16 protein-coding genes are annotated in these 21265 nt (G+C 66.6%); 8 read left to right on the top strand and 8 right to left on the bottom strand.

Annotated elements, in window-relative coordinates; genetic code table 11:
• Window positions 1–80 precede the first annotated feature (80 nt).
• Together ACMO6A_RS09035 and ACMO6A_RS09030 are read right to left on the bottom strand one after the other, a co-directional pair.
• Entirely contained in the window at window positions 81–1778 is a 1698-nt protein-coding gene (locus tag ACMO6A_RS09035) for an FAD-binding protein (protein ID WP_015761065.1), read from the bottom strand.
• Window positions 1779–1940: 162 nt separating this feature from the next.
• The gene (locus ACMO6A_RS09030) at window positions 1941–3422 is read right to left on the bottom strand and encodes a helix-turn-helix domain-containing protein (RefSeq protein ID WP_015761064.1); all 1482 of its coding nucleotides are present in this window, start codon (window positions 3420–3422) and stop codon (window positions 1941–1943) included.
• 705 nt (window positions 3423–4127) lie between these two features.
• Between ACMO6A_RS09030 and ACMO6A_RS09025 the strand changes: the two genes are divergently transcribed.
• From ACMO6A_RS09025 to cysK, 4 genes are all read left to right on the top strand, one after another.
• Entirely contained in the window at window positions 4128–6665 is a 2538-nt protein-coding gene (locus tag ACMO6A_RS09025) for a ribonucleoside-diphosphate reductase subunit alpha (RefSeq protein ID WP_009608748.1), read from the top strand.
• Window positions 6666–7025: 360 nt separating this feature from the next.
• A complete protein-coding gene (locus tag ACMO6A_RS09020; protein WP_009608766.1) occupies window positions 7026–8069 on the top strand; it encodes a ribonucleotide-diphosphate reductase subunit beta in 1044 nt (347 codons plus the stop codon).
• Window positions 8070–8498: 429 nt separating this feature from the next.
• Entirely contained in the window at window positions 8499–9611 is a 1113-nt protein-coding gene (locus ACMO6A_RS09015; protein ID WP_226844104.1) for a DUF3810 domain-containing protein, read from the top strand.
• Between the two features lie 350 nt (window positions 9612–9961).
• Window positions 9962–10891 carry a cysteine synthase A gene (gene cysK, locus ACMO6A_RS09010; RefSeq protein ID WP_009608725.1) on the top strand — a complete coding sequence of 310 codons (930 nt, stop codon included), beginning with the start codon at window positions 9962–9964 and terminating at the stop codon, window positions 10889–10891.
• Between the two features lie 148 nt (window positions 10892–11039).
• Here cysK and proC read toward each other — a convergent pair whose 3' ends face one another.
• Together proC and ACMO6A_RS09000 are read right to left on the bottom strand one after the other, a co-directional pair.
• Window positions 11040–11840 carry a pyrroline-5-carboxylate reductase gene (gene proC, locus ACMO6A_RS09005; RefSeq protein WP_009305003.1) on the bottom strand — a complete coding sequence of 267 codons (801 nt, stop codon included), beginning with the start codon at window positions 11838–11840 and terminating at the stop codon, window positions 11040–11042.
• Window positions 11841–12046: 206 nt separating this feature from the next.
• The gene (locus ACMO6A_RS09000) at window positions 12047–13027 is read right to left on the bottom strand and encodes a bile acid:sodium symporter family protein (RefSeq protein ID WP_009305002.1); all 981 of its coding nucleotides are present in this window, start codon (window positions 13025–13027) and stop codon (window positions 12047–12049) included.
• Window positions 13028–13189: 162 nt separating this feature from the next.
• On the opposite strand from ACMO6A_RS09000, the gene ACMO6A_RS08995 reads away from it, so the two are divergent.
• From ACMO6A_RS08995 to ACMO6A_RS08980, 4 genes are all read left to right on the top strand, one after another.
• A complete protein-coding gene (locus ACMO6A_RS08995) occupies window positions 13190–13693 on the top strand; it encodes an RNA polymerase sigma factor (protein WP_009305001.1) in 504 nt (167 codons plus the stop codon).
• Window positions 13690–14529, top strand: coding sequence for a hypothetical protein (locus tag ACMO6A_RS08990; protein ID WP_009608730.1), 840 nt, complete (start codon window positions 13690–13692; stop codon window positions 14527–14529). The genes ACMO6A_RS08995 and ACMO6A_RS08990 overlap by 4 nt, the downstream gene beginning before the upstream one ends.
• 59 nt (window positions 14530–14588) lie before the next feature.
• Entirely contained in the window at window positions 14589–15470 is an 882-nt protein-coding gene (locus ACMO6A_RS08985) for an ABC transporter ATP-binding protein (protein WP_009304999.1), read from the top strand.
• Between the two features lie 236 nt (window positions 15471–15706).
• Window positions 15707–16972: an ABC transporter permease subunit gene (locus tag ACMO6A_RS08980; RefSeq protein ID WP_009304998.1), complete on the top strand. Its 1266-nt coding sequence runs from the start codon at window positions 15707–15709 to the stop codon at window positions 16970–16972.
• 171 nt (window positions 16973–17143) lie between these two features.
• Here ACMO6A_RS08980 and sufU read toward each other — a convergent pair whose 3' ends face one another.
• The 4 genes from sufU to sufB form a co-directional block, all read right to left on the bottom strand.
• Window positions 17144–17578, bottom strand: a complete 435-nt coding sequence (gene sufU, locus ACMO6A_RS08975) for a Fe-S cluster assembly sulfur transfer protein SufU (protein ID WP_009304997.1) — start codon at window positions 17576–17578, stop codon at window positions 17144–17146.
• Window positions 17571–18797: an aminotransferase class V-fold PLP-dependent enzyme gene (locus ACMO6A_RS08970; protein ID WP_009304996.1), complete on the bottom strand. Its 1227-nt coding sequence runs from the start codon at window positions 18795–18797 to the stop codon at window positions 17571–17573. Before ACMO6A_RS08970 ends, sufU begins: the two co-directional genes overlap by 8 nt.
• On the bottom strand, window positions 18794–20023 hold the full coding sequence (locus ACMO6A_RS08965; RefSeq protein ID WP_009608728.1) for a SufB/SufD family protein: 1230 nt from the start codon (window positions 20021–20023) through the stop codon (window positions 18794–18796). The genes ACMO6A_RS08970 and ACMO6A_RS08965 overlap by 4 nt, the downstream gene beginning before the upstream one ends.
• Window positions 20023–21265, bottom strand: a 1243-nt coding sequence (gene sufB, locus ACMO6A_RS08960; protein WP_418471130.1) for a Fe-S cluster assembly protein SufB, incomplete at its 5' end; no start/stop codon positions are given. The genes ACMO6A_RS08965 and sufB, both read right to left, overlap by 1 nt.

Below are 21265 nucleotides of genomic sequence, written 5' to 3'. Positions count from 1 at the left end.
CGGCCGCCCCGGAGGACGGCCGCATCGAGAAGAAGGCGGAAGAGGGAGGGGTCCCGCCTTCGTGGGTCGGTCGCTCGCGCTTAGGCGAAGTCGAGCTCGCCGATGGTCGTGTCCTTGGCGCAAGCTTCGCCGACCAGCTGGCCGAACGTCACGCAGCGGCCGTGGCTGACGCCGGGGCAGTGCACCGGGTAGTCCTTGCCGAAGAAGTCGCCCTGCACGTTGCCGATGGCGAACAGGCCGGGAATCGGCTCGTCCTCGGCGGTGAGCACCTGGGAGTCGGCGTTCACGTGGAGGCCGAAGGGGATGGTCAGCGTGGAGCACACGTTCTTCGTGGCGTAGAACGGCGCGGTCTTCACGGGCGCGAGCCACTGCGCGGGCACGTCGAAGTCGACGTCCTCGCCGGCCTCGGCCATGCTGTTGTAGCGCTCGACGGTGGCCTTGAACGTGTCGGCCGGGATGTCCAGCTGCTTGGCCAGGTCATCCAGCGTGTCGGCCTTGATCAGCTTGCCGTTGCCCAGCCACTTCTCCATGACGGCGTCCAGCCCGTCGGTGAAGCGATCGTAGCGCTCGGGCTGCTGCTGCATGATGTAGGTCTCGTAGTCCGAGTCGAAGATGGACCAGGCCACGTTGCCCGGGGTGTTCATGCGGGCGTTCGTCAGCATGGGCTCGAAGGGCATCTCGGCGCCGTAGCGCTCGCCGTTGGCGTTCACGGCAAGCCAGCTCATGATGAACGAGGTCAGGTTGAACTCGAGCGTGTCCAGCGTGAACTGGTGGATCATCGGGGCGGCTTCGCTCTTCGACATGGCCGCGCCGGCCCACATGCCCATGAGCAGGCCGTCGCCGTTGTTGAACCCGGCCGGCGCGTAGCAGTTGGAGTCCGAGCGGTTCGAGATGGGGCAGAACGCGTCGACCATCTCCTGGTTGCCGCCGATGTCGCCCGTGGCCAGGATCACGCCCTTCTTGGCGTTGTACTGCACGTGCTTGCCGTCCTTCGTGGTGGCGACGACGCCGGTGATGCCGCTTGCCGCGTCGCCCACCAGCTGCTCGGCGCGCGCCTCGAACACGAACTCGGCGCCGTTGTCCACGGCGGAGTTGTACACGAGCTCGCCCAGCGTCACGTTGACCGGCTGGCCGTCATCGCGCATGTCGTACGTCTCGCCGCCGCGCACGAAGGAGACGGCATCGGGATAGACGCGCCAACGGTCGGACAGCGTGGACCAGTTGCCGTACTTCGCGGTGCCGGACAGCGCGGGCACCATGCTCACGCCGTTCTTGGATCCCAGATCCTCGATGTAGTCGAACACCTCGCCGGAGCGCGACGCCCACACGTAGATGAGGTCGTAGTTCGTGGTCTGGTGCGACGCCTGGTGCAGGAATCGCGCAGCCACGCGCGGGTCGAGGTCGAAACCGTTCGATTTGTGGTGCTTGCTGCCGATGTGCCCCACGTCCACGCCGCGCACGGAGAACGTGGTGTTGCGCTCGATGACCACCGTCTTCGCGCCGTTGCGGGCGGCGGCTTCGGTGGCGTTGATGCCCGCCAGACCCGCGCCTACGACCACCACGTCGAAGTCCTGCGTCTCGGCGATGTCGGCGATGGGCTCGGGCGCGACTTCCCACGTATGCTTCGCGCCGGTCGTCTCGCCGCCCTTCGACGAGCTCTTGGCGTCGGATGCGTCGGACGATGCGGCCGGGCTGCATGCCGGAAGCGCGACGGCGGCGGCTGCGGCGGCGCCGGTGACGAGCGCGCCCTTCAAGAAATTCCTGCGGTTGATATCCATCCAGATACCCCTTCCCTCGGGACCCTTCGCGGGCCCTCTCCCTTTGCGCCCGCGGGGCGGGCTGCGCAACGGTGCGTTGCGCTGAAAGCAGGGTGCGGGAAGACGCGCGGCCGCACAACGCGCAAATGACCTTATTTGCGAATATCAGGCAGGTCCCGTGATCTAGCGGGCTTGATCACGTGGTTCGGGTGATGCCGTCTGATCAGGTGAAAGAACCGAATCTATGAATTGCTGGCGATCGTGCACGTCCGCTTTCTGGTAGATGTGGCGCACGTGGGTGCCCACAGTGTTCTCCGATATGCTGAGGCGCTCGGCGATCCAGGGCTGCGTGCGGCCGTACGCCAGCAGCAGGCCGATCTCGCGCTCGCGCGCAGTGAGGCCGATGCTGTCGAACCAGGCGTCGATGCGCTCTTCCTGGGTGGCGCGGTCGTCGCCGGAAAGGCTCGGCTGCTGGCGCCCCGTCAGCATCCACATGTCCTCGCTGCTGAGCAGCAGCACGGTGGCGATGACCACGAGGTAGCCAACCACGGTGGTCTCGGCCGCCACGTTGCCGTGCATCGTCTCGCCGTTGCCTACCAGCATGATGCCCGCGACGGCGCCCACCGGGTAGCACAGCACGGCCAGCAGCCGCATGAGCGCGATGGTTTTCAGCGGGTCGCGCGACTGCGCGTAGGCGATTTGCGAGAAGGCGACCCAGATGAGCAGGTCGAGGATCGTGTAGCCGCTGATGATGATGGCGCCCGACACCCAGAACAGGTTCGTGCCGAACAGAAACGCCATCAGCATGAAGCCGGCGATCATGACCAGGAGCCCCACGCGGTACACCGCGCTTGCCCGGCGCCGTCCCAACACGACGATGGCGAACACGAGCACCGCCGTGACGCCGCGCGCGACTTGCACGAGGATGCCGTTGGGATAGCCGTCGCTGGCGATAGGCGAGAACGAAACGAGGTGCTGCAGGTAGCCGAACCCGGTCATGACGAGGGCCACGGCGCACAACAGCATCATCGAGGTTCCGAGGTGCGCTTTCAGGCGCGAGCGGACGCTCCGCTTCGGCAGCGGGTCGACGGGGGCGGTGCGGCGGTACGTGCGCAACTGGGGGTCGATGCTCGCGAACAACGCGCCCGAGACGAGGGGCAGCAGCGCCGAGAACACGGCGGCGGCCTCGGGTATCATGAACAGAAGCGGCGCGTCGACGACGATGGCGCAGGCGAAGCCGCCGGCCACGTAGGGCGTCGCGCTCCGCTCGCCGTCGTGGCAGTACGCAGCGCCCCATGCCAGCTGGTAGGCTGCCATGAACGCGCCGGCGCAGGTTCCGCCGGCGACGAGCGCGATCCAGTTGAGGTTGATGCCGGCAAGCAGGAGCAGCAGCGAGCCCGCCGTGCCCAGCGCGGCGAACGCGAGCGGCACGCGCTTCTTCGCCAGCAGGCCGTTGCATGCGGCCGGCTTGGCCAGCGACAGCGCGAGCCACGGCAGGCTCAGACCGAACACGGCTATAGTGGCCATCTCGGCCATGAAGCCCTCGGCCTCCGGCCGGACGAAAAACATGCTCATGAACAACGCGTCGAGCCAAGCCCAGAAAAAAGCCGAGCCGATGATGATTTTGATGCCGGTCGTCCCGTGCACCCGTTCCAGCGATTTCATGCATCCCCTTCCCACGTATGCAAGATTATACCCCAGCAGCCGAACCGCACCTTCGCGCTTGGCAAGGCGTGCACTGCTCGTGACGGTTCTCGGAGCGAGGAGGCAATCGCCCGCAGGCGCAGGAGGTGGCCGACGAGTTGGGCATCGAAACCGTCGAGCCCCTCGTGGAGGGGATGTCGTGGGGGACGGGAGCTCCGTGGAAGTGGTCGTCGGCGCCGACTAGTACGATCGCGCGAAGAAGTAGGCGACCGCCCTGCTCGGTCGGGTTGGTTTCGCGACGGGTGCGACGGTTCCGCTCGCTTGATGTGCGGCGAAATCGGGTTTTTGGCAGTCATCGGGTTTTTGTCCGGAATGCCGCGAGGAAAAACCCCAGGTCGCGTTTTCCTGCGGTTTCGAAACGGCGAAAGAAACCGGGCTCAGACTGCCAAAAGCTCGATTTCGCCGCACATCGATCCTCCGGCTCGTCGCCCGGGGTCGCGTTCCCGTCGGCTGCGCGCTGCTTTCGGCCGTGAAGCTGCAGGTTGGCGGGCGACCGTTCTGCGTCGCCTGCCGTTTTTTGCGCGCTCGGCGGGTCAGTCGCCTTCGTCGATGTGGTGGGCGTTGCCTATCCGTTCCCCAATATGTTGCGATTTTTGTAACATATTGTGATACGATGGTCGCTCTCAAAACGCACCGCAATCGGAGAACGAAGGGCGAGACGACATCATGCAGATTTCCAAGCGCAACGGCACCGTGGAAGCCTACGAGGCTGGCAAGATCAAGCGCGCCATGGGCGCGGCCTTCGCCAGCGTGGGCACGGTGCTAGATGATGACGAGGCCGACCGCCTCATCGCGCGCATCGAGCGCGCGATGGCGAGCGCGGAGCAGGGCGAAGGCGGCTCCGTCTCGGTGGAGGACGTGCAGGATCTCGTGGAGCGCGCCCTCATGGAAGCGAACCATTACGAGGAGCTGAAAAGCTACATCCTGTACCGCGAGGACCGCGCCCGCAAGCGCGCCGCGCGCGAGCGTTTGTGCGCCCAGCTGCCGAGCGTGCCCGCGCTGCCGGGCGTGCTGGCGTCGGTGCAGAAGGAGTTCCCCGGCGAGGAGTACGAGCTTGCCCACCTCAGCGCCAAGTTCCAGTCGTTCGCCAAGCCCGACGCTGCCGACGGCCAGTTGCTGGCCATGCTGGTGAAGGCGGCGGTGGAGCTGACCACGCAGGAGGCGCCGCGCTGGGAGATCATCGCCGCGCGCCTGCTGATGGTGCAGTTCGATCGCGCGTTGGCCGAGCGCCTGGCCGCCCGGCACATCGAGACGTTCGCGCAGAAGGTGGCCTTCCTTACCGAGGAGGGCCTGTACGGCGACTACATCCTGCAGCATTACACGCCCGCCGAGCTGGACGAGGCGGCCGGCTTCATCGATCTTAGCCGCAACGACCTGTTCACCTACGCCGGCCTGCAGCTTTTGCTCGACCGCTACGTCATCCGCACGCATCAGGGCGCGCCGCTGGAGTCGCCGCAGGAGATGTTCCTCGGCATCGCGCTGCACCTTGCCATGGAGGAGCGCCCCGACGAGCGCATGGGGTGGGTGCGCCGCTTTTACGACATGCTGTCCACGCTGAAAGTGACCATGGCCACGCCCACGCTGTCGAACGCGCGCAAGCCGTTCCATCAGCTGTCGTCGTGCTTCATCGACACGGTGCCCGACAGCCTGGACGGCATCTACCGCAGCATCGACAACTTCGCGAAGGTGAGCAAGTACGGCGGCGGCATGGGCCTGTACTTCGGCAAGGTGCGCGCCAGCGGCAGCGCCATCCGCGGCTTCGACGGGGCGGCCGGCGGCGTCATCCGGTGGATCCGCCTGGCCAACGACACGGCCGTGGCGGTGGACCAGCTGGGCATGCGCCAGGGCGCCGTGGCGGTGTACCTCGACGCGTGGCACCGCGACCTGCCCGAGTTCCTGGCTCTGCGCACGAACAACGGCGACGACCGCATGAAGGCGCACGACGTGTTCCCGGCCGTGTGCTATCCGGACTACTTCTGGCAGCAGGCGCGCGACAACATCGAGGGCGACTGGTACCTCATGTGCCCGCACGAGATCCTCACGGTGAAAGGCTACGCGCTGGAGGACTGCTACGGCGAGGAATGGACGCGCAAGTACCTGGAGTGCGTGGCCGACGCGCGCATCAAGAAGCGCGCGATCCCCATCAAGGACGTCATCCGCCTCATCATCAAGAGCGCCGTGGAAACGGGCACGCCGTTCACCTTCAACCGCGACGCGGTGAACCGGGCGAACCCGAACAAGCACCGAGGCATGATCTACTGCAGCAACCTGTGTACCGAGATCGCGCAGAACATGGGCGCCATCGAGCAGCTCGAGCAGCGCATCGAGGACGTGGACGGCGAGCAGGTGGTGGTCACCGTGACGAAGCCGGGCGCGTTCGTGGTGTGCAACCTGGCCAGCCTGTCGCTGGGTCATATCGACATGGGCGATCCGCACGAGCTTGCGCACGTCACCGAAAGCGCGGTACGCGCGCTGGACAACGTCATCGACCTCAACTTCTTCCCGGTGCCCTACGCCCAGATCAACAATCGGCAGTACCGTCCCATTGGCCTGGGCGTGAGCGGCTACCACCATCTGCTGGCGAAAAGCGGCATCCGGTGGGAGAGCGAAGAGCATCTGGCCTTCGCCGAGCGCGTGTTCGGCGACGTGCATTACGCGGCGGTGCGCGCCAGCTGCGCCATCGCGCGGGAGAAGGGCGCGTACGGCTTTTTCGAGGGAAGCGGCTGGCAGACGGGCGAGTACTTCCGCGACCGCGGCCTTACGGACGGGCGCTGGGCCGAGCTCGCGCGCGACGTGGCCGAGCACGGCCTGCGCAACGGCTACCTGCTGGCCGTGGCGCCCACCAGCTCCACCAGCATCATCGCCGGCACCACTGCGGGGCTCGACCCGGTGATGAACCGCTACTTTTTGGAGGAGAAGAAGAACGGCCTCATGCCGCGTGTGGCGCCCGAGCTGTCGATGGACACGTTCTGGTACTACAAGAATGCCCACCTCATCGACCAGGCGTGGTCGGTGCGCGCCTGCGGCGTGCGCCAGCGGCACATCGATCAGGCGCAGAGCATGAACCTGTACATCACGAACGAGTACACGTTCAGGCGGGTGCTGGATCTGTACCTGCTGGCCTGGGAGGAAGGCATGAAAACCATCTATTACGTGCGGTCGAAGAGCCTGGAAGTGGAAGAATGCGAAGTGTGTTCGTCGTAGGTTGAACCTGGGGGACGGGAGGGGGTCCGGCATGTTCAGTCGCTGAGCTCCACCTGCGCGACGGCAGCCGGGGTGCGGTGCCCAGTCGCCGGGTTCCACCTGTGAGATGGGGCTGGGGGCAATGCCCAGTCGCTCAGACAGTCCTCGCTTCGCTGCGGAACTCGCTTGGTGGGCACCGCCCCCAGCCCCGACGTGATGGAACTCGCTTGGTGGGCACCGCGCCCCGGCTGCCTGCAAGCAGGTCGCTTGGTGAACGCGCCGAACCCCCTCCCTGATCGTGGTTCAACCTGACGGGCGTCGCTTCGCTCGCCCTTTGCGCCATTGTTCGTCCGTAGCTGATTTTCTGGAAGGAAGAGTTTTATGAGCCAGTTGAAGAAGAAGCCGTTGTTCAACCCCCTTGGCGACACCGATGTGCTGGATCGGCGGATGATCGGGGGGAATACGACGAACCTGAACGACTTCAACAATATGAAGTACGAGTGGGTGAGCGACTGGTATCGCCAGGCTATGAACAACTTCTGGATACCCGAGGAGATCAACCTCGGGGTGGACATAAAGGACTACCGCAAGCTGCCCGCGTCTGAGCGGCGCGCCTACGACAAGATCCTGTCGTTCCTCATCTTTCTTGACAGCCTGCAATCGGCGAACCTGCCTGCCGTGGGCGAGTACATCACGGCCAACGAGGTGAACCTGTGCCTGGCCATCCAGACCTTCCAGGAGACGGTGCACAGCCAGAGCTACAGCTACATGCTGGACACCATCTGCGAACCGCAGGAGCGCAACGACGTGCTGTACCAGTGGAAGGAGGACGAGCATCTGCTGGCGCGCAACGAGTTCATCGGCAACCTGTACAACCAGTTTCAGGACGACAAGAGCCCTGAGGCGCTCGCGCGCGTGCTGGTGGCGAACTACATCCTGGAGGGCGTGTACTTCTACAGCGGCTTCATGTTCTTCTACAACCTGGGGCGCAACAACCTCATGCCGGGGTCGGTGCAGGAGATCCGCTACATCAACCGCGACGAGAACACGCACCTGTGGCTGTTCCGCAACATCCTGTTGGAACTGAAAGAGGAAGAGCCGGAGCTGTTCACGCCCGAGCTGGTGGAGGAGTACCGCGCCATGATCAAGGAGGGTTGCGAGCAAGAGATACGCTGGGGCCACTACGCCATCGGCGACGAGGTGGCCGGCCTCAACAAGCAGATGGTGACCGACTACATCCAGTACCTGGGCAACCTGCGCTGCACGCAGCTGGGCTTCGAGCCTTTGTACGAGGGCCACGAGCGCGAGCCGGAGAGCATGTCGTGGGTGAGCCAGTTCTCGAACGCGAACATGATCAAGACCGACTTCTTCGAAGCCCGCAGCACCGCCTACGCCAAGTCGAGCGCCCTGGTGGACGACTTGTAGGGTGCGAGCCGCTCCCGCTTGCGCGCCCTCGTTGGCGGGAGTTTGGGCTTGCTCTCGGGTTGCCCGTCTCGGTCTGCCGTGCACGAAAAACGCTGCGCGCTGCACAAAAAACGCCGACGTATGGCTTTGGAAGGTCTTCGCGTCTATCTCCCGCATTGCGGCTGCGAGGGCCTGCGATCCTGATCGGGCATTTTGGGGACGCGCTGTCGACGGCTCTCAGCGTTCGGCCCCTACGATATCAAACGTCGCGGGTTTTTGTGCAGAAACGCCCGGGTTTCTTGCAGCGGTCCCGTCTGCGTCTGGCGCTACCCGCTCATCGCTTTGGGTGATGCGGTGAGGATGGTGGCGGGGGAGCGGTGCGCGTGCTTCGTCGGGCTATACTGTCACCCTATGGAAACCGACGAATCGAAACGGGGCATACGGAAGTTCTTGCTCAAGAGGATGCTGTTCGTACCGCTCGGCATCGTCGCGCTTGCGGCGACCTCGTACGCGCGGCAGCATCCCGATTGGGCGGAGCACGTGTACGCCCAGGGCGTGTACCCGGCGCTGTCCAGCGTCGTGGGATTTCTGCCGTCGCTTGTGAGCTTCTCGGTGGCCGAGTGGGTTGCGGCGCTGTTCCTGCTGTTCTGCGTGGGATACGTCGTGTACTGCGTCCGCAAGCTCGTCGTGAGCAAGGGCGAGCGCGGTACGGTCGCCTACCGTGCCGTCATGGGGGCTGTGTCCATCTGCTGCGTGGTGTATTTTCTGTTCACCGCTTTGTGCGGGCTGAACTACTACCGCTACACCTTCACCCAGCACACCGGCTACGATGTGGAAGAAGCCGACGCCGACGCGGCGCAGCGCCAGGAGGAGCTCGTGCGGCTCGCGTCCTCCCTGGCCGACGACCTGGGCCAGACGCGAGCGCAGCTGGGCGACGACGCGGACCTGTTCGACGCCGAGCCCGGCCAGTTCGAGCAGTACGCGCAGGAGTCGGTGGAGGCCATGCGGAAGCTGGCCGAGCAGTACCCGGTGCTGGATCGGCCGCTGTACTCGCCGCCGAAGCCGGTGCTCGCCTCCGAGCTGATGTCGTACGCGAACATCGGCGGCATGTTCTTCCCCTTCACGATGGAGTCGAACATCAACGTGGACAACCCGTTCTTCGTCGTTCCGTGGACCATGACCCACGAGCTGGCGCATCAGTGCGGCTTCATGCGCGAGGACGAGGCGAACTTCATCGCGTATTTGGCCTGCAAGCAGTCGGACGACGCGCTGATGCGCTACAGCGGCTACTTGCTGGCGTACGACAACGCCGTATCGGCGCTGAGGAAGGTGGATCCGGAGGCGGCGAAGGCGATCGGCTCGGGGCTGTCGGCGGCGGTGCGGCGCGATCTCGCCCAGCGCGCGGAGCACTGGGCGCAGTACGAGGGCCCGATCCAAGACGTCTCCAACGCCGCCAACGACACCTACCTCAAGGCGAACGACCAGGCCGACGGCATGCGCAGCTACGGCCGCATGGTGGACCTGCTGCTGGCCGAGCAGCGAGCCGAAGGGGAGGGCGCCTAGCCCCAGAACCCCGCTGCCTCCGCTTCTTGCAGGATGACCTCGGAGGCCAGCAGCGTGGCGTCGGCATCTCCTTCATCCGGGAAGCTCGTTCTGCGCTCTCGCGTTGCGAGGGCTCGATCTCCTGTTCTTCCCGACGGGCTCCATCGAATGGAAGAGCTATAATGACCGCGGATCGGTGGAAAAGCCTCGGTTGGATGCGGAAGGCTTCGAGATCGATGCCGTCGACAGCTGCTTGACTAATACATAGTGATACAGTAGGATTTAGTGCGACACATAGGGAACCCGCCGCGCGCGGGCATCGGTCGGCGCCCGCGCGGCGCGCGATCGGAAGACGGGAAAGCAGGCACATCATGACCGTGTACAAAAGCGTATCGGAGCTGATCGGCGGCACGCCTCTGGTGGAGCTGACGAACTACGAGAAGAACAACGACCTGGACGCTATCATCGTGGGGAAGGTGGAGTCGTTCAATCCGGCCGGCTCCGTCAAGGACCGCGTCGCTAAGGCGATGATCGACGACGCGCTGGCGTCCGGCAAGATAGACGCCGACACCGTGCTCATCGAGCCTACGTCGGGCAACACCGGCATCGGCTTGGCCGCCATCGCCGCCGCGCGCGGCATGCGCCTGATCATAGCCATGCCCGAGACGATGTCCGTCGAGCGTCGCAACCTCATGAAGGCCTACGGCGCCGAGCTGGTGCTGACCGACGGCGCGCTGGGCATGAAAGGCGCCATCGCACGCGCCGAGGAGCTGGCGGCCGAGATCCCCAACTCGTTCATCGTTGGACAGTTCACGAACCCGGCGAACCCGGCCGTCCACGAGGCTACCACGGGCCCTGAGATCTGGGAGGCCACGGGCGGCGACGTGGATATCTTCGTGGCGGGCGTGGGCACGGGCGGCACGGTGAGCGGCGCGGGCGCGTACCTCAAGCGCATGAACCCCGACGTGCAGGTTGTGGCCGTAGAGCCGGCCGCGTCGCCGGTGCTGTCCGAGGGGCGCGCGGGCGCGCACAAGATCCAGGGCATCGGCGCGGGCTTCGTGCCCGACACGCTGGACACCGCGGTGTACGACGAGGTGATCACCGTCGCCGACGAGGACGCGTTCGCGGTGGGTCGCGAGCTGGCGGCGAAGGAGGGCCTGCTCGTGGGCATCTCGTCGGGCGCGGCCGTGGCCGCCGCCACCCAGCTGGCGCGCCGTCCCGAGAACAAGGGCAAGACCATCGTCGTCATCCTCCCCGACACAGGCGAGCGCTACCTGACGACGGCCATGTTCGGCTTCTAGGCGTTAAACGAAGTCGAACGGGAAGGGGGTCTGCCGCGCGGCAGACCCCCTTCGTCATGGGATCCCGTTGTCGCCCGAAAGCCGCGTTTCTTCGTCCGAAAACGAGGCTTTCGGGCGACAACGACGTTCTATTGGGTCGTGTGACGCCCTACTCGCCTTCGATGGCGTCGATGGCGTCGATCACGCATCCGCGGAAGCCGTCCTTCTCGAGCGCGGCCACGCCCTTGATGGTGGTGCCGCCCGGCGAGCACACGGCGTCCTTCATCGCGCCGGGATGCGTGCCGGTTTCCAGATGAAGCTTGGCGGTGCCCATCATCATCTGCGCCGCGAGGCGGTAGGCGGTGGCGCGCGGCAGGCCGTGCTTCACGCCGGCGTCGCCGAGCGATTCCAGGAACATCGCGGCGAACGCGGGGCCGCAGCCGGCGATGGAGCTGGCCGTGGACAGCAGTTTGCCGTCGACCCATTCGATGAGCGCGATCCGGCCGAACAGGTTCTCGAACGTCTGCAGCTGCTCGTCGGTGAGCGAGTGGCGCTGCTCGCAGGCGATCACGCCCGCGCCCACGGCGATGGGCGTGTTGGGGATGGTGCTGAGGTGACGGCTGTTCGGAGCGAGGACGCCCTCGTAGAACGCGAAGTCGCGCCCGGCGGCCACCGAGATCACGGCCTTGTCGGCAAGCAGGTCGCGCACCGGCTCCACCACCTGTTCGATGAGGTAGGGCTTCACCGCCAGGACGACGAAGTCGCTGGCTCTCACCACCTCGGCCGCCTCGCGGTAGGCGTTCACGCCGAGCTTCTCGGCCGAGGCCTGCAGTTTGTCGAAGTGTCCCGCGCACGCGTGGATGTGCTCGCCCGAAAGCGCGCCCGAGTCCACGAGGCCCTGCGCCATCGCCTGGGCCATGTTGCCGAACCCGATGAAGCCGAGCTCGATGCTGCTTGTGGTGTCCGCCATTATGTCCTCTTTCCGTCGGGCGTGCGTTCGCCGCGCGATGCTTTTCATGCTGGATTCGATTGTACGCCAGCGGCGCCCCGGCACCAAACGCCGATTTCGTGACGCGTGGTTCGGGCGGTGGAACGAGTGGCCTGCGCCCCATGCGCTAAGCCGGCAGGCTTCGTTCGTGTGCTTCGTGCGGGCCTTCCCGCGGCAACGTGCGCCCGCTACGCGGCAGCCTGTTCGACCTCGTCCGCCTCGACGGCGTCTTTGCCGGCCGAGCGGGCGAGAATGTTCGCGTACACTGCGCCGGAGATGTTGTGCCACACGCTGAACACGGCACCGGGCACCGCGGCCAGCGGCATGCTGGCGAAGTGCACCGTGGCGAGCGAAGTGGCCAAGCCGGAGTTCTGCATGCCCACCTCGATGGACAGCGTGCGCATTTGGGCCTTCGACAGGCGCAGCGCCCGCCCGGTCAGGTATCCCAGCGCGTAGCCCAGCAGGTTGTGCAGCATCACCACGGCGATGACGAGCGGCCCCACCGTCAGCAGCTTCGCCTGGTTGGCGGCCACCACGGCCATGATGATGAGCGAGATGCCGATCACCGACACGAGCGGCAGAACGGCCGACGCGGCCCGAGCCGCCTTCTCGAAGAAGTAGTTGATGAGAAAGCCCAGCGCGATGGGCACGAGCACCACCTGCACGATGGACAGGAACATATCGACCACGTTCACGTCCACGGTCTGGCCGGCGAACAGCAGCACAAGCAGCGGCGTGACGATGGGCGCCATGATGGTGGTGCATGCGGTCATGCCCACCGACAGCGCCACGTCGCCTTTCGCCAGATACGTCATGACGTTGGAGCTGGTGCCGCCGGGGCACGAGCCCACGAGGATCACGCCCACGGCCAGCTCGGGCGGCAGCTGGAACACCATCGTCAGCAGGAACGCCAGCACCGGCATGATAACGAACTGCGCCAGGATGCCCACGATGACAGCTTTCGGCTTCGTGAACACCACCTTGAAGTCGGCCAGCTTGAGGGTCATGCCCATGCCGAACATCACGATGCCCAGCAGGATGTTCACGTAGCTGGTCTTCACGACGGCGGACACGGGGTCGGGAAAGACCAAGGCGATAATCGCGACGGCGAGTGCGATGATCGCCATGTACTTTCCCGCGAAGTCGCTAATCTTGGCAAGCGTCTTCACAGGGGATTCCTTTCTCGAAGGTGGTAGGGTTGGGAAAGTATACCGCTTCGCTGGGTGAAGCACGAGGGGCATCCGGGCGAATGCGTCCGGAAATTTTTCAGCTGAACCCGCACGGATCGATCGTAGGATTCGTTATAGAGGATAGAGGAGGTGAAGCGGGGCTTGAAGAACAGGCTGCGAGACGGCGAGGCGTTCGATCGCTTGGTCGAAGAGCATTACGACGACGTGCTGGCGTACTGCCGGCGGCATGCTCCGTTCTACGACGACGCGCCGGACGTGGCGCAGGAGGCGTTCCTGCGTTTCGTGCGCAGCGGGCGCTCGCCGCTCGACGGCAAGCCGCTCGCGTACCTGTTCACCATCGCGCGCAACCTCTGCATCGACGCCGCGCGGGCGCGGCGTCTTCCCGTCGGGCCTCTCGACGTGGACGTGCCCGACGGCTCGCCCGATGCGGACCCGGCGATGGCGATCGGGGACGGCGAGGTGGGTGCGCTGGTTGACGCGCTCTCCCCTGAGCTGCGCGATGTGGTGGAGTTGCGCTTCGACCAGGGGTTCAAAGTGGGCGAGATCGCGGACGTGCTGGGAGTGTCGCGGTTCGCGGTGAACCGGCGGCTCAACCGTGCGCTCGCGGAGCTGCGGCGAGGGCTGGAAGGAAAGGACGAAGCATGAGCGACGTGGGAAAGCGGGACGTGGAGCGGCTGCTGCGGGCGCACTACCGCGCCGAGCGCGGCGCGCCGGACGAGATGTCGAAGGCGGCGGCCCTCGCCGCCGTGCGCGCGGCGGTGGCGTCGGAGCAGCGGTCGAGCGCGAGCGCGGAGGCCGCGGCGGGCGCAACCGTGGGCGAGCGGAGCCGTGAGGCGACGTTCGCCGGGTTCGTCGCCGCTCAGGCGCGCTTCATCCATCCGCGCGTATGGGTGGCCCAGCTCGCGCTCGTGGCCGTCATGGCGGTCCTCTGCCTCCCGTCGAGCGGCATGGCGCACGGCATCCCGGTCGTCTCGGGCATGCTGGCGGCGGCGACGGTGCTCGTGGGCCTGCCCGAGCTGCTAGCCAGCGCTGCGCACCGCGTGGCCGAACTCGAGTACGCCTGCCGCTTCGACTGCCGCGCGGTCGCGCTGGCGCGGCTCATCGTGCTGGGGTGTTCGGACGTGGTGACGGTCACCGCCATCGCGCTCGCGGCGCCTGTCATGCTCGGCGCCGATCCCTTCGCGTCGCTCGTGCACGCGTGCGTTCCCTACTTCCTCTCGTGCGCGGGCGCGCTGCTCGTGGCGCGCCGGTGCCCCTCATCGCAGGCGCTGGCGCTGTCGTGCGCGTGGGCGCTGCTGGTGATCGCGGGAACGTATGCGGCGTTCTCCCTCGTCCCCGATGCGTACGCCCAGGCGTCGACATGGGCATGGGCGCTTGTGGCGGCGGGCTCGCTCGGCTGGGCCGCGCACGAGGTGCGCACGTGGATTCGCGGCATCGAGGGCGGCCTCGACGTGTTCGCCCCCGCGTCGGCTGCCCGATGAGCCCGGCGATGCCGGCGAATCCCGGAATTCGACGACTCTATGATGACAAGGAGCATGGCATGGACCTGACGATAGACCGCCTGACCAAGCAGTTCGGATCAAAGATCGCGGTCGACCGCGTGTCGACCCGGTTGACGCCCGGCGTGTACGGCCTTCTGGGAGCGAACGGCGCAGGCAAGACCACCCTCATGCGCATAGTGTGCGACGTGCTGCGCCCCACGTCCGGCGAGATACGCTTCGACGGCCGCGACGTGCGCCTGCTCGGCGACGAGTACCGCGCCCGGCTGGGCTACCTTCCGCAGGACTTTGGCTACTACCCCGACTTCTCGGCGCTCGACTTCATGTGCTACCTGGCGGCGCTCAAGGGGCTCGATCGCCGCGCGGCGCGCCGCCGCTCGCTCGAGCTGCTGGAAACGGTGGGCCTCGCCGACGTGGCGCGGCAGAAGGTGCGCACGTTCTCGGGAGGCATGAAGCAGCGGCTGGGCATAGCGCAGGCCGTGCTGAACGACCCGGCGGTGCTGGTGCTCGACGAGCCCACGGCCGGGCTCGACCCGAAAGAGCGCGTGCGGTTCCGCAACCTCATCGCCAGCTTCGCGCAAGACAAGATCGTCATCCTGTCCACGCACATCGTGTCCGACGTCGAGTACGTCGCCGACGAAATCCTCGTCATGCGCGCGGGTGCGTTCATCATGCAGGGCGCGCCGACGGACATCGTCGCGACGGTGACGGGCAAGGTGTGGGAGTGCCATGTGGACGCGCGCCGCGCCGACGAGCTGGCGGCTGCGAGCTGCGTGAGCAACGTCCACTACGCTGCCGACGGGCACGCGGTGGTGCGCGTCGTGGCCGACGAGGCTCCGGTGGCCGGCGCGCGGGCGCTCGATCCCACGCTGGAAGATGTGTACCTGTACGTGTTCCGCGACGAGGTGGTTCCGCTGTCCTGACGGACGGCGGAACGTGCCGACGCTGCGAAGCGTCGATGCACTTGATCTCGCCTCTTTTTGCTCTGCCGCAGCGAAGCTGCGCAGAGCGCGCCCGCTCGGGCGCATAGTGTGGCACTGAACAAGCCACTGGCTTGTTCAGCACGTGCGAAGCACGCTCGGCCGCGAAACGGGGCGATCTCGAGCACCTCGACGCTTCTCGCTGACTTTTATTCAACTGGTGAGAGAAGGAATATACCATGCTTGATCTGGTGAGATTCGAACTCAAGAAGCTGCTCGTGCGCCGCACGTCGCTCATTGCCTGCGCAGGCATCCTCGTGATGCTGTGCGGCATCATGGCGCTCAACGTCGCGCAGACGAGGACGACATCGAACGCCGACGAGGTGCTGACCGGCACCGCCGCCATCGCGCATCAGAAGGAGAAGGCCGTCGCGCACGAGGGCGTGCTGGACGCCGATCGCGTGCGGGAAGAGGTGGCCGCCTACCGGGCGCTCGCGTTCTCGAAGGTGGATCCCGCCGACGTGGCCGGCCTGAGCGACGACGCGGCGTACGCGCTCATGAAGCAGGCGTACGGCGAAGACGAGTTCCGCATGCTGTACGACCCGTATTACGTCTACCTGTTCTCGCCGTGGAAGGCAGGCGCCCTCGAGCCGTACCAGGTGGCGGCGCAGCTCGACGACGGCGCCGCCGACGGGTTCTACGAAGCCATCGCGGGCAAGCTACAGCGCACGCTCGACAACGGCATGGGCGGTACGTGGACGTATTCCGATGCCGAGCGCGCGTACTGGACGGAGAAGCAGGATGGGGTGGGCGAGCCTTTGGCCTACGGGTACGCGGGCGGATGGAGCGACGTGCTGGCATGCCTCGGGTTCTTCGCCTTCGCGATGGTGGCCGTCTGCATCGCGCTCACGCCCGTGTTCTCGGGGGAGTACCAAGACCGCACCGACGCCGTGCTGCTCTCGTCGCGTTACGGCCGTTCGAAGCTGGTGGCGGCGAAGATCGTCGCCGCGCTCGCCTTCGCCACGGCCTACTTCGCGCTGGCGACGCTCATCATCATGGGCATCGCGCTCGCGTTCTTCGGCGCCGAGGGCGGGGACTTGCCGGTGCAGGTGCTGTCGCTGTCCATCCCGTACGACCTCACGATGGCCGAGGCGACCTGGACGGCGGTGGGGATAGCCTACCTCATGACGCTGGGGTTGGCGGGTCTCACGCTGCTGTTGTCGTCGAAGCTGCGCTCCCAGCTGGCCATCTTCGCCGCCTGTGCGGCGCTCATCTTCCTTACGGGCATGATCCCCTCTGGCGGCAACGCCGTGCTGCTGCACGCGCTGTACCTGTTCCCGATCAACGGCTTGAACGATCAGGTGCTGTTCAACTCGCTCGTATCGTATCCGGTCGGGTCGTTCGTCATCGACCTCGTGGGTCTGCTCGCGTGCGTCTACGCCCTCGTGCTGGCGGCGTGCGTGCCCCTGGCCGCCTGCGCGTTCAGGCGGCACCAGGTGGTGTGAGCGAGCATGCGGGGCGCCCTGCGCGAAGGGCGCCCCGCGATGGGAGAGCTTACAGGTCTTCGAAGAGGTCGGCGGTTGAAACAAGAAGCAGGTCGTTGCGCAGAATAGCGTACTCACGAGTATCTGGCTCGCGAGTGCGCTATTGAGGAAGCGTTTTGCGTGGTAGAGGGGTTATGCTTGCGCCAGTTGCTGGTCCAGCAGCTTCTCCAGCGTTCTCCAGGCCAGCTCGGCGCATTTGACGCGGGCGGGCATGCGGGCGATGGATTCGAGCTCGGCGGCTTCGTCGAGGTCGGCGCGCTCCTCGTCGGTGAGCGGGCGTCCCTTGATCATGTCGAGGTAGAGGCCGCTCAAGCGGCGCGCTTCGCCCACGGTCTCGCCGGTGACGAGGTCGGCCATCATATCGGCCGCCGCCTGGCTCACGGCGCAACCGTGGCCGGTGAAGGCGGCCTCCTCTATACGATCGCCCCTCAGGCGCAGCGCCAACGTCAGCTCGTCGCCGCAGCTGGGGTTCACGCCGTCGTGCGTGCACGTGGGCTCTTCCATCTGGTACTTGTAGTCGGGATGCGCGTTGTGCTCCATGAGCGCCGCGGTGTAGATGCTAGCCATTGAAGGTCCTCCAAACGCTGTCCAGGCCGTCGACGAGCGCGTCGATGTCGCCCTCGTCGTTGTAGAACGCCAGCGACGCGCGGCAGCACGACTCCACGCCCAGCCACGCCAGCAGCGGCTGGGCGCAATGGTGCCCGGCGCGGATGGCCACGTCGTGCTCGTCGAGGATGCTGGCCACGTCGTGCGGGTGGATGCCGTCCACCTCGAAGCTGATGGCGCCGTGATGCTGCGCCGGGTCGGGGTGGCCGATGATGCGGATGTAGGGCAGCGCCGCCAGGCGCTCCATGGCGGCGCGGACGAGCGCCTGCTCGCGCGCCTGCAACGCATCCCAGCCGATGCCCTCGAGATAGCCCAGCGCGGCGGCGGTCGCCACGATGCCGGCGGCGTCCTGCGTGCCCGCCTCGAACTTCTCGGGTACGGGCGCCCACACGGCCCCTTCCTGCGTGACCGACGAGATCATCTCGCCGCCCGTAAGGAACGGCGGCATGGCCTCCAGCAGGTCGAGTTTGCCCCACAGCACGCCCACGCCGAAGGTCCCCAGCGCCTTGTGCGCCGAGAACGCGAAGAAGTCGGCGCCGAGTTTCCGCACGTCGACGGGCAGGTGCGGCACCGATTGCGCGCCGTCAACCACCATGAAGCCGTCGTGCGCATGCACGCGCTCGGCCATGGCCTCGATGGGGTTCTCGATGCCGAGGACGTTCGACACGTGGGCGGCCGCGACAATCTTGGTGCGCGGGCCGATCTTCGCGTCCAGCTCCTCCTCGCCGATCACGCCGTCCTCGTCGGGGAACAGGTACACGAGGCGCGCGCCCGCCGCGCGGCACGCCTGCTGCCAGGGGATGAGGTTCGAGTGGTGCTCCATGATGGTGATGCACACCTCGTCGCCGGGTTCCAGCACGGTGGGGGCGAACGCTTTCGCCACGAGGTTCAGGGCTTCGCTGGCGTTGCGGCAGAACACGACCTCGCGCGCATCGGCGGCGCCGATGAAACGCGCGACGTGGGCGCGGGCCTCGTCGATGGCCTCGGTGGCGTCCACCGACAGGCGATAAAGGCCGCGCAGGGCGTTCGCGTTCATCTTCTCGTAGAAGCGGCGCTGCGCGTCGAGGGCGACGGCAGGGCGCTGGGCCGTGGCTGCGCTGTCGAGGAAGGCGAGGCCGGGGTTGGCCGCCAGCAGGGGGAAGTCCTGCTTGTAGGGGTTCGCGGCTATGTCGATGCTCATGCGACGGCCTCCTCGATCTCGATGCCGCGGGCGGCGGCGAGGCGGGTTACGGATGCGCGGGTGCGCTGGTCGGGCGCGTTGATGGCCGCTTCCTCGAAGGAGGCGGTGATGAACAAGCGCTCGGCGTCTTCGGGCGAGATGCCCCGACTGGCCAGGTAGAACAGCTGCTCGGGACGCACGTGGCCGATGGTGGCGCCGTGGTTGCCGGCCACGTCGTCCTCGTCGCAGAGGATGACGGGCACGGTGCGGTTCGCCACGCGCTCGTCGGCAAGCAGCACCGTCTCCTGCTCGGAGCCGACGGAACCCTTGCAGCCGTGCACGAGCTCGATGGTGCCGCGCAGCGTCTTCTCCGATTCGCCCGCCAGCACGCCGTTCGCGTCGAGGTTGCACACGGTGCGCCGTCCACGCTGGTGCGCGACGTAGTTGAAGTCGCGCTGCTGGGAGGCGTGCCCCAGGTAGCGCGTGTCGATGTCGAGGCGCGCGTCGTCGCCGCGCAGGTCGGCGTCGAGCCCCGTGTAGGCGCGGCCCGCGCCCAGCACGGTGTGGCGCACCTGCACGCGGGCGCGCTCGCTCGCCACGATGCCCGTGTCGTCGAGCGCGACCCATCCGTCGTCGAGCGTCTGCGTGACGGCGACGTCCACCCGCGCATCGGCGCCGGCGAACACGCGCAGCCGCACGCCCACGACGCCCGCGCCCGGCGCGGGCGAATCGAGCGCGACGGCCAGCGACAGCGACGAGCCCGGAGCGGCCACCACGTTGACGGCGGCCGCGTTGGCAGCGCCGTCCACGCCCTCGACGCGCACCGTTGCGCAGGTGCGCTCGTCAGGGCGCGTGGCCAGCACGACGGGATCGCCCGCCACGAACTCGAGGTACTCGCGTGCCTCGTCGCCCATGCCGGTGGCGAAGACGTCGGCGGGGGAGAGGTAGCGGTTCTCGAGCGCTTGCTGCTGGTAGAGGGAGAGGGCGGGAGCGTCGAGCCCCTCCATGGCAGCGTCCTCTTCTGGGGAGGCTCCGCTCTCCGCGGCCATGGGGGCGCAGGCATCCAAGGAAAGGAGCGCGCGGTCGAACGCATCCGCTTCTCCCCACAGCCCTTCCTCGCACGACACTTCCACCTGCTGGGCGGCTGCAAGGCCGCTCGGCAGCTCTATGTCCACGTCGTTGACGTGCAGGCGATGCCAGGTGGGGGCGGGCATCGCGTTCGCGTGTTCTATCGTGAGGGTTCCCATTATCCGATGGCCCCTTCCATTTCTAGCTTGATCAGGTTGTTCATCTCCACGGCGTACTCCAGCGGCAGTTCCTTCGACACGGGGTCGGCGAAGCCGTTCACGATCATCGTGCGCGCCTCTTCCTCCGACACGCCGCGGCTCATCAGGTAGAACACCTTATCGTCGCCGATGCGCCCGATGGTGGCCTCGTGGCCGATGTCCACGTGCTTGCAGCGGATGTCCATGGCCGGGATGGTGTCCGACCGGCTGATGTCGTCCAGCATAAGCGACTGGCACGACACGCTGGCGGCCGCGCCCCGCGCGTTCTCGGTGGCCACGATGGACGAGCGGAACGTGGAGGCGCCGCCGCCCTTCGAGATGGACTTCGTCTCCACGGTGGCCGACGTGTCGGGCGCGGCCAGCACCACCTTGCAGCCGGTGTCGAGGTTCTGGCCCGCGCCGGCGAACGTGATGCCGGTGAAGCTGCTGGTCGACTTGCGCCCGGCCAGGATGGACATGGGGTAGAGGTAGCCCACGTGGCTGCCGAACGACCCGCTGATCCACTCGACGGCGCCGCCCTCCTGCACCACGGCGCGCTTCGTGTTGAGGTTGTACATGTTCTTCGACCAGTTCTCGATCGTGGAATAGCGCAAGGACGCGCGCTTGCCCACGAACAGCTCCACGGCTCCGGCGTGCAGGTTCGCCACGTTGTACTTCGGCGCCGAACAGCCTTCGATGAAGTGCAGGCTGGCGTCGTCCTCCACGATGATCAGCGTGTGCTCGAACTGTCCTGCGCCCTTCGCGTTCAGGCGGAAGTAGCTTTGCAGGGGGAAGTCCAGCTTCACGCCCTTCGGCACGTAGACGAACGAGCCGCCGCTCCACACCGCGCCGTGAAGCGCGGCGAACTTGTGGTCGGTGGGCGGGATCAGCGTCATGAACTTCTCTCGGATGAGCGCCTCCCACTTCGGCTCGCGCAGCGCCTCCTCGATGCCGGAATAGACGATCCCCATGTCGGCAGCCGTTTTCTGCATGTTGTGGTACACCAGCTCGGAGTCGTACTGCGCGCCGACGCCGGCCAGGTAGGCGCGCTCGGCCTCAGGGATGCCCAGCCGGTCGAACGTGTTCTTCACATCGTCGGGGAGGCTTTCCCAATCGGCCTGCTGGTCGGTGGCGGGCTTCACGTACGTCACGATGTGATCCATGTCGAGGCCTTCGAGGCCGGGGCCCCAGTCGGGCGCCTCCATGCGCTGGTAGGTGTCGAGC

Origin of the sequence: Eggerthella sp. (assembly GCF_048329335.1) — a bacterium.
Lineage (GTDB): Bacteria > Actinomycetota > Coriobacteriia > Coriobacteriales > Eggerthellaceae > Eggerthella > Eggerthella lenta.
The sequence above is the reverse complement of the archived record's forward strand: the minus strand, read 5'-3'. Positions and strand labels throughout refer to the sequence as shown.

Excerpts from the sequence above, each read along its gene's own strand:
- ACMO6A_RS09030 (WP_015761064.1), bottom strand. The coding sequence starts at position 3,422 with ATGAAATCGCTGGAACGGGTGCACGGGACGACCGGCATCAAAATCATC.
- proC (WP_009305003.1), bottom strand. The coding sequence starts at position 11,840 with ATGGCGGACACCACAAGCAGCATCGAGCTCGGCTTCATCGGGTTCGGC.
- ACMO6A_RS09020 (WP_009608766.1), top strand. The coding sequence starts at position 7,026 with ATGAGCCAGTTGAAGAAGAAGCCGTTGTTCAACCCCCTTGGCGACACC.
- ACMO6A_RS08965 (WP_009608728.1), bottom strand. The coding sequence starts at position 20,023 with ATGGGAACCCTCACGATAGAACACGCGAACGCGATGCCCGCCCCCACC.
- ACMO6A_RS08990 (WP_009608730.1), top strand. The coding sequence starts at position 13,690 with ATGAGCGACGTGGGAAAGCGGGACGTGGAGCGGCTGCTGCGGGCGCAC.
- ACMO6A_RS09025 (WP_009608748.1), top strand. The coding sequence starts at position 4,128 with ATGCAGATTTCCAAGCGCAACGGCACCGTGGAAGCCTACGAGGCTGGC.
- ACMO6A_RS09035 (WP_015761065.1), bottom strand. The coding sequence starts at position 1,778 with ATGGATATCAACCGCAGGAATTTCTTGAAGGGCGCGCTCGTCACCGGC.
- sufU (WP_009304997.1), bottom strand. The coding sequence starts at position 17,578 with ATGGCTAGCATCTACACCGCGGCGCTCATGGAGCACAACGCGCATCCC.
- cysK (WP_009608725.1), top strand. The coding sequence starts at position 9,962 with ATGACCGTGTACAAAAGCGTATCGGAGCTGATCGGCGGCACGCCTCTG.
- ACMO6A_RS08980 (WP_009304998.1), top strand. The coding sequence starts at position 15,707 with ATGCTTGATCTGGTGAGATTCGAACTCAAGAAGCTGCTCGTGCGCCGC.
- ACMO6A_RS08985 (WP_009304999.1), top strand. The coding sequence starts at position 14,589 with ATGGACCTGACGATAGACCGCCTGACCAAGCAGTTCGGATCAAAGATC.
- ACMO6A_RS08970 (WP_009304996.1), bottom strand. The coding sequence starts at position 18,797 with ATGAGCATCGACATAGCCGCGAACCCCTACAAGCAGGACTTCCCCCTG.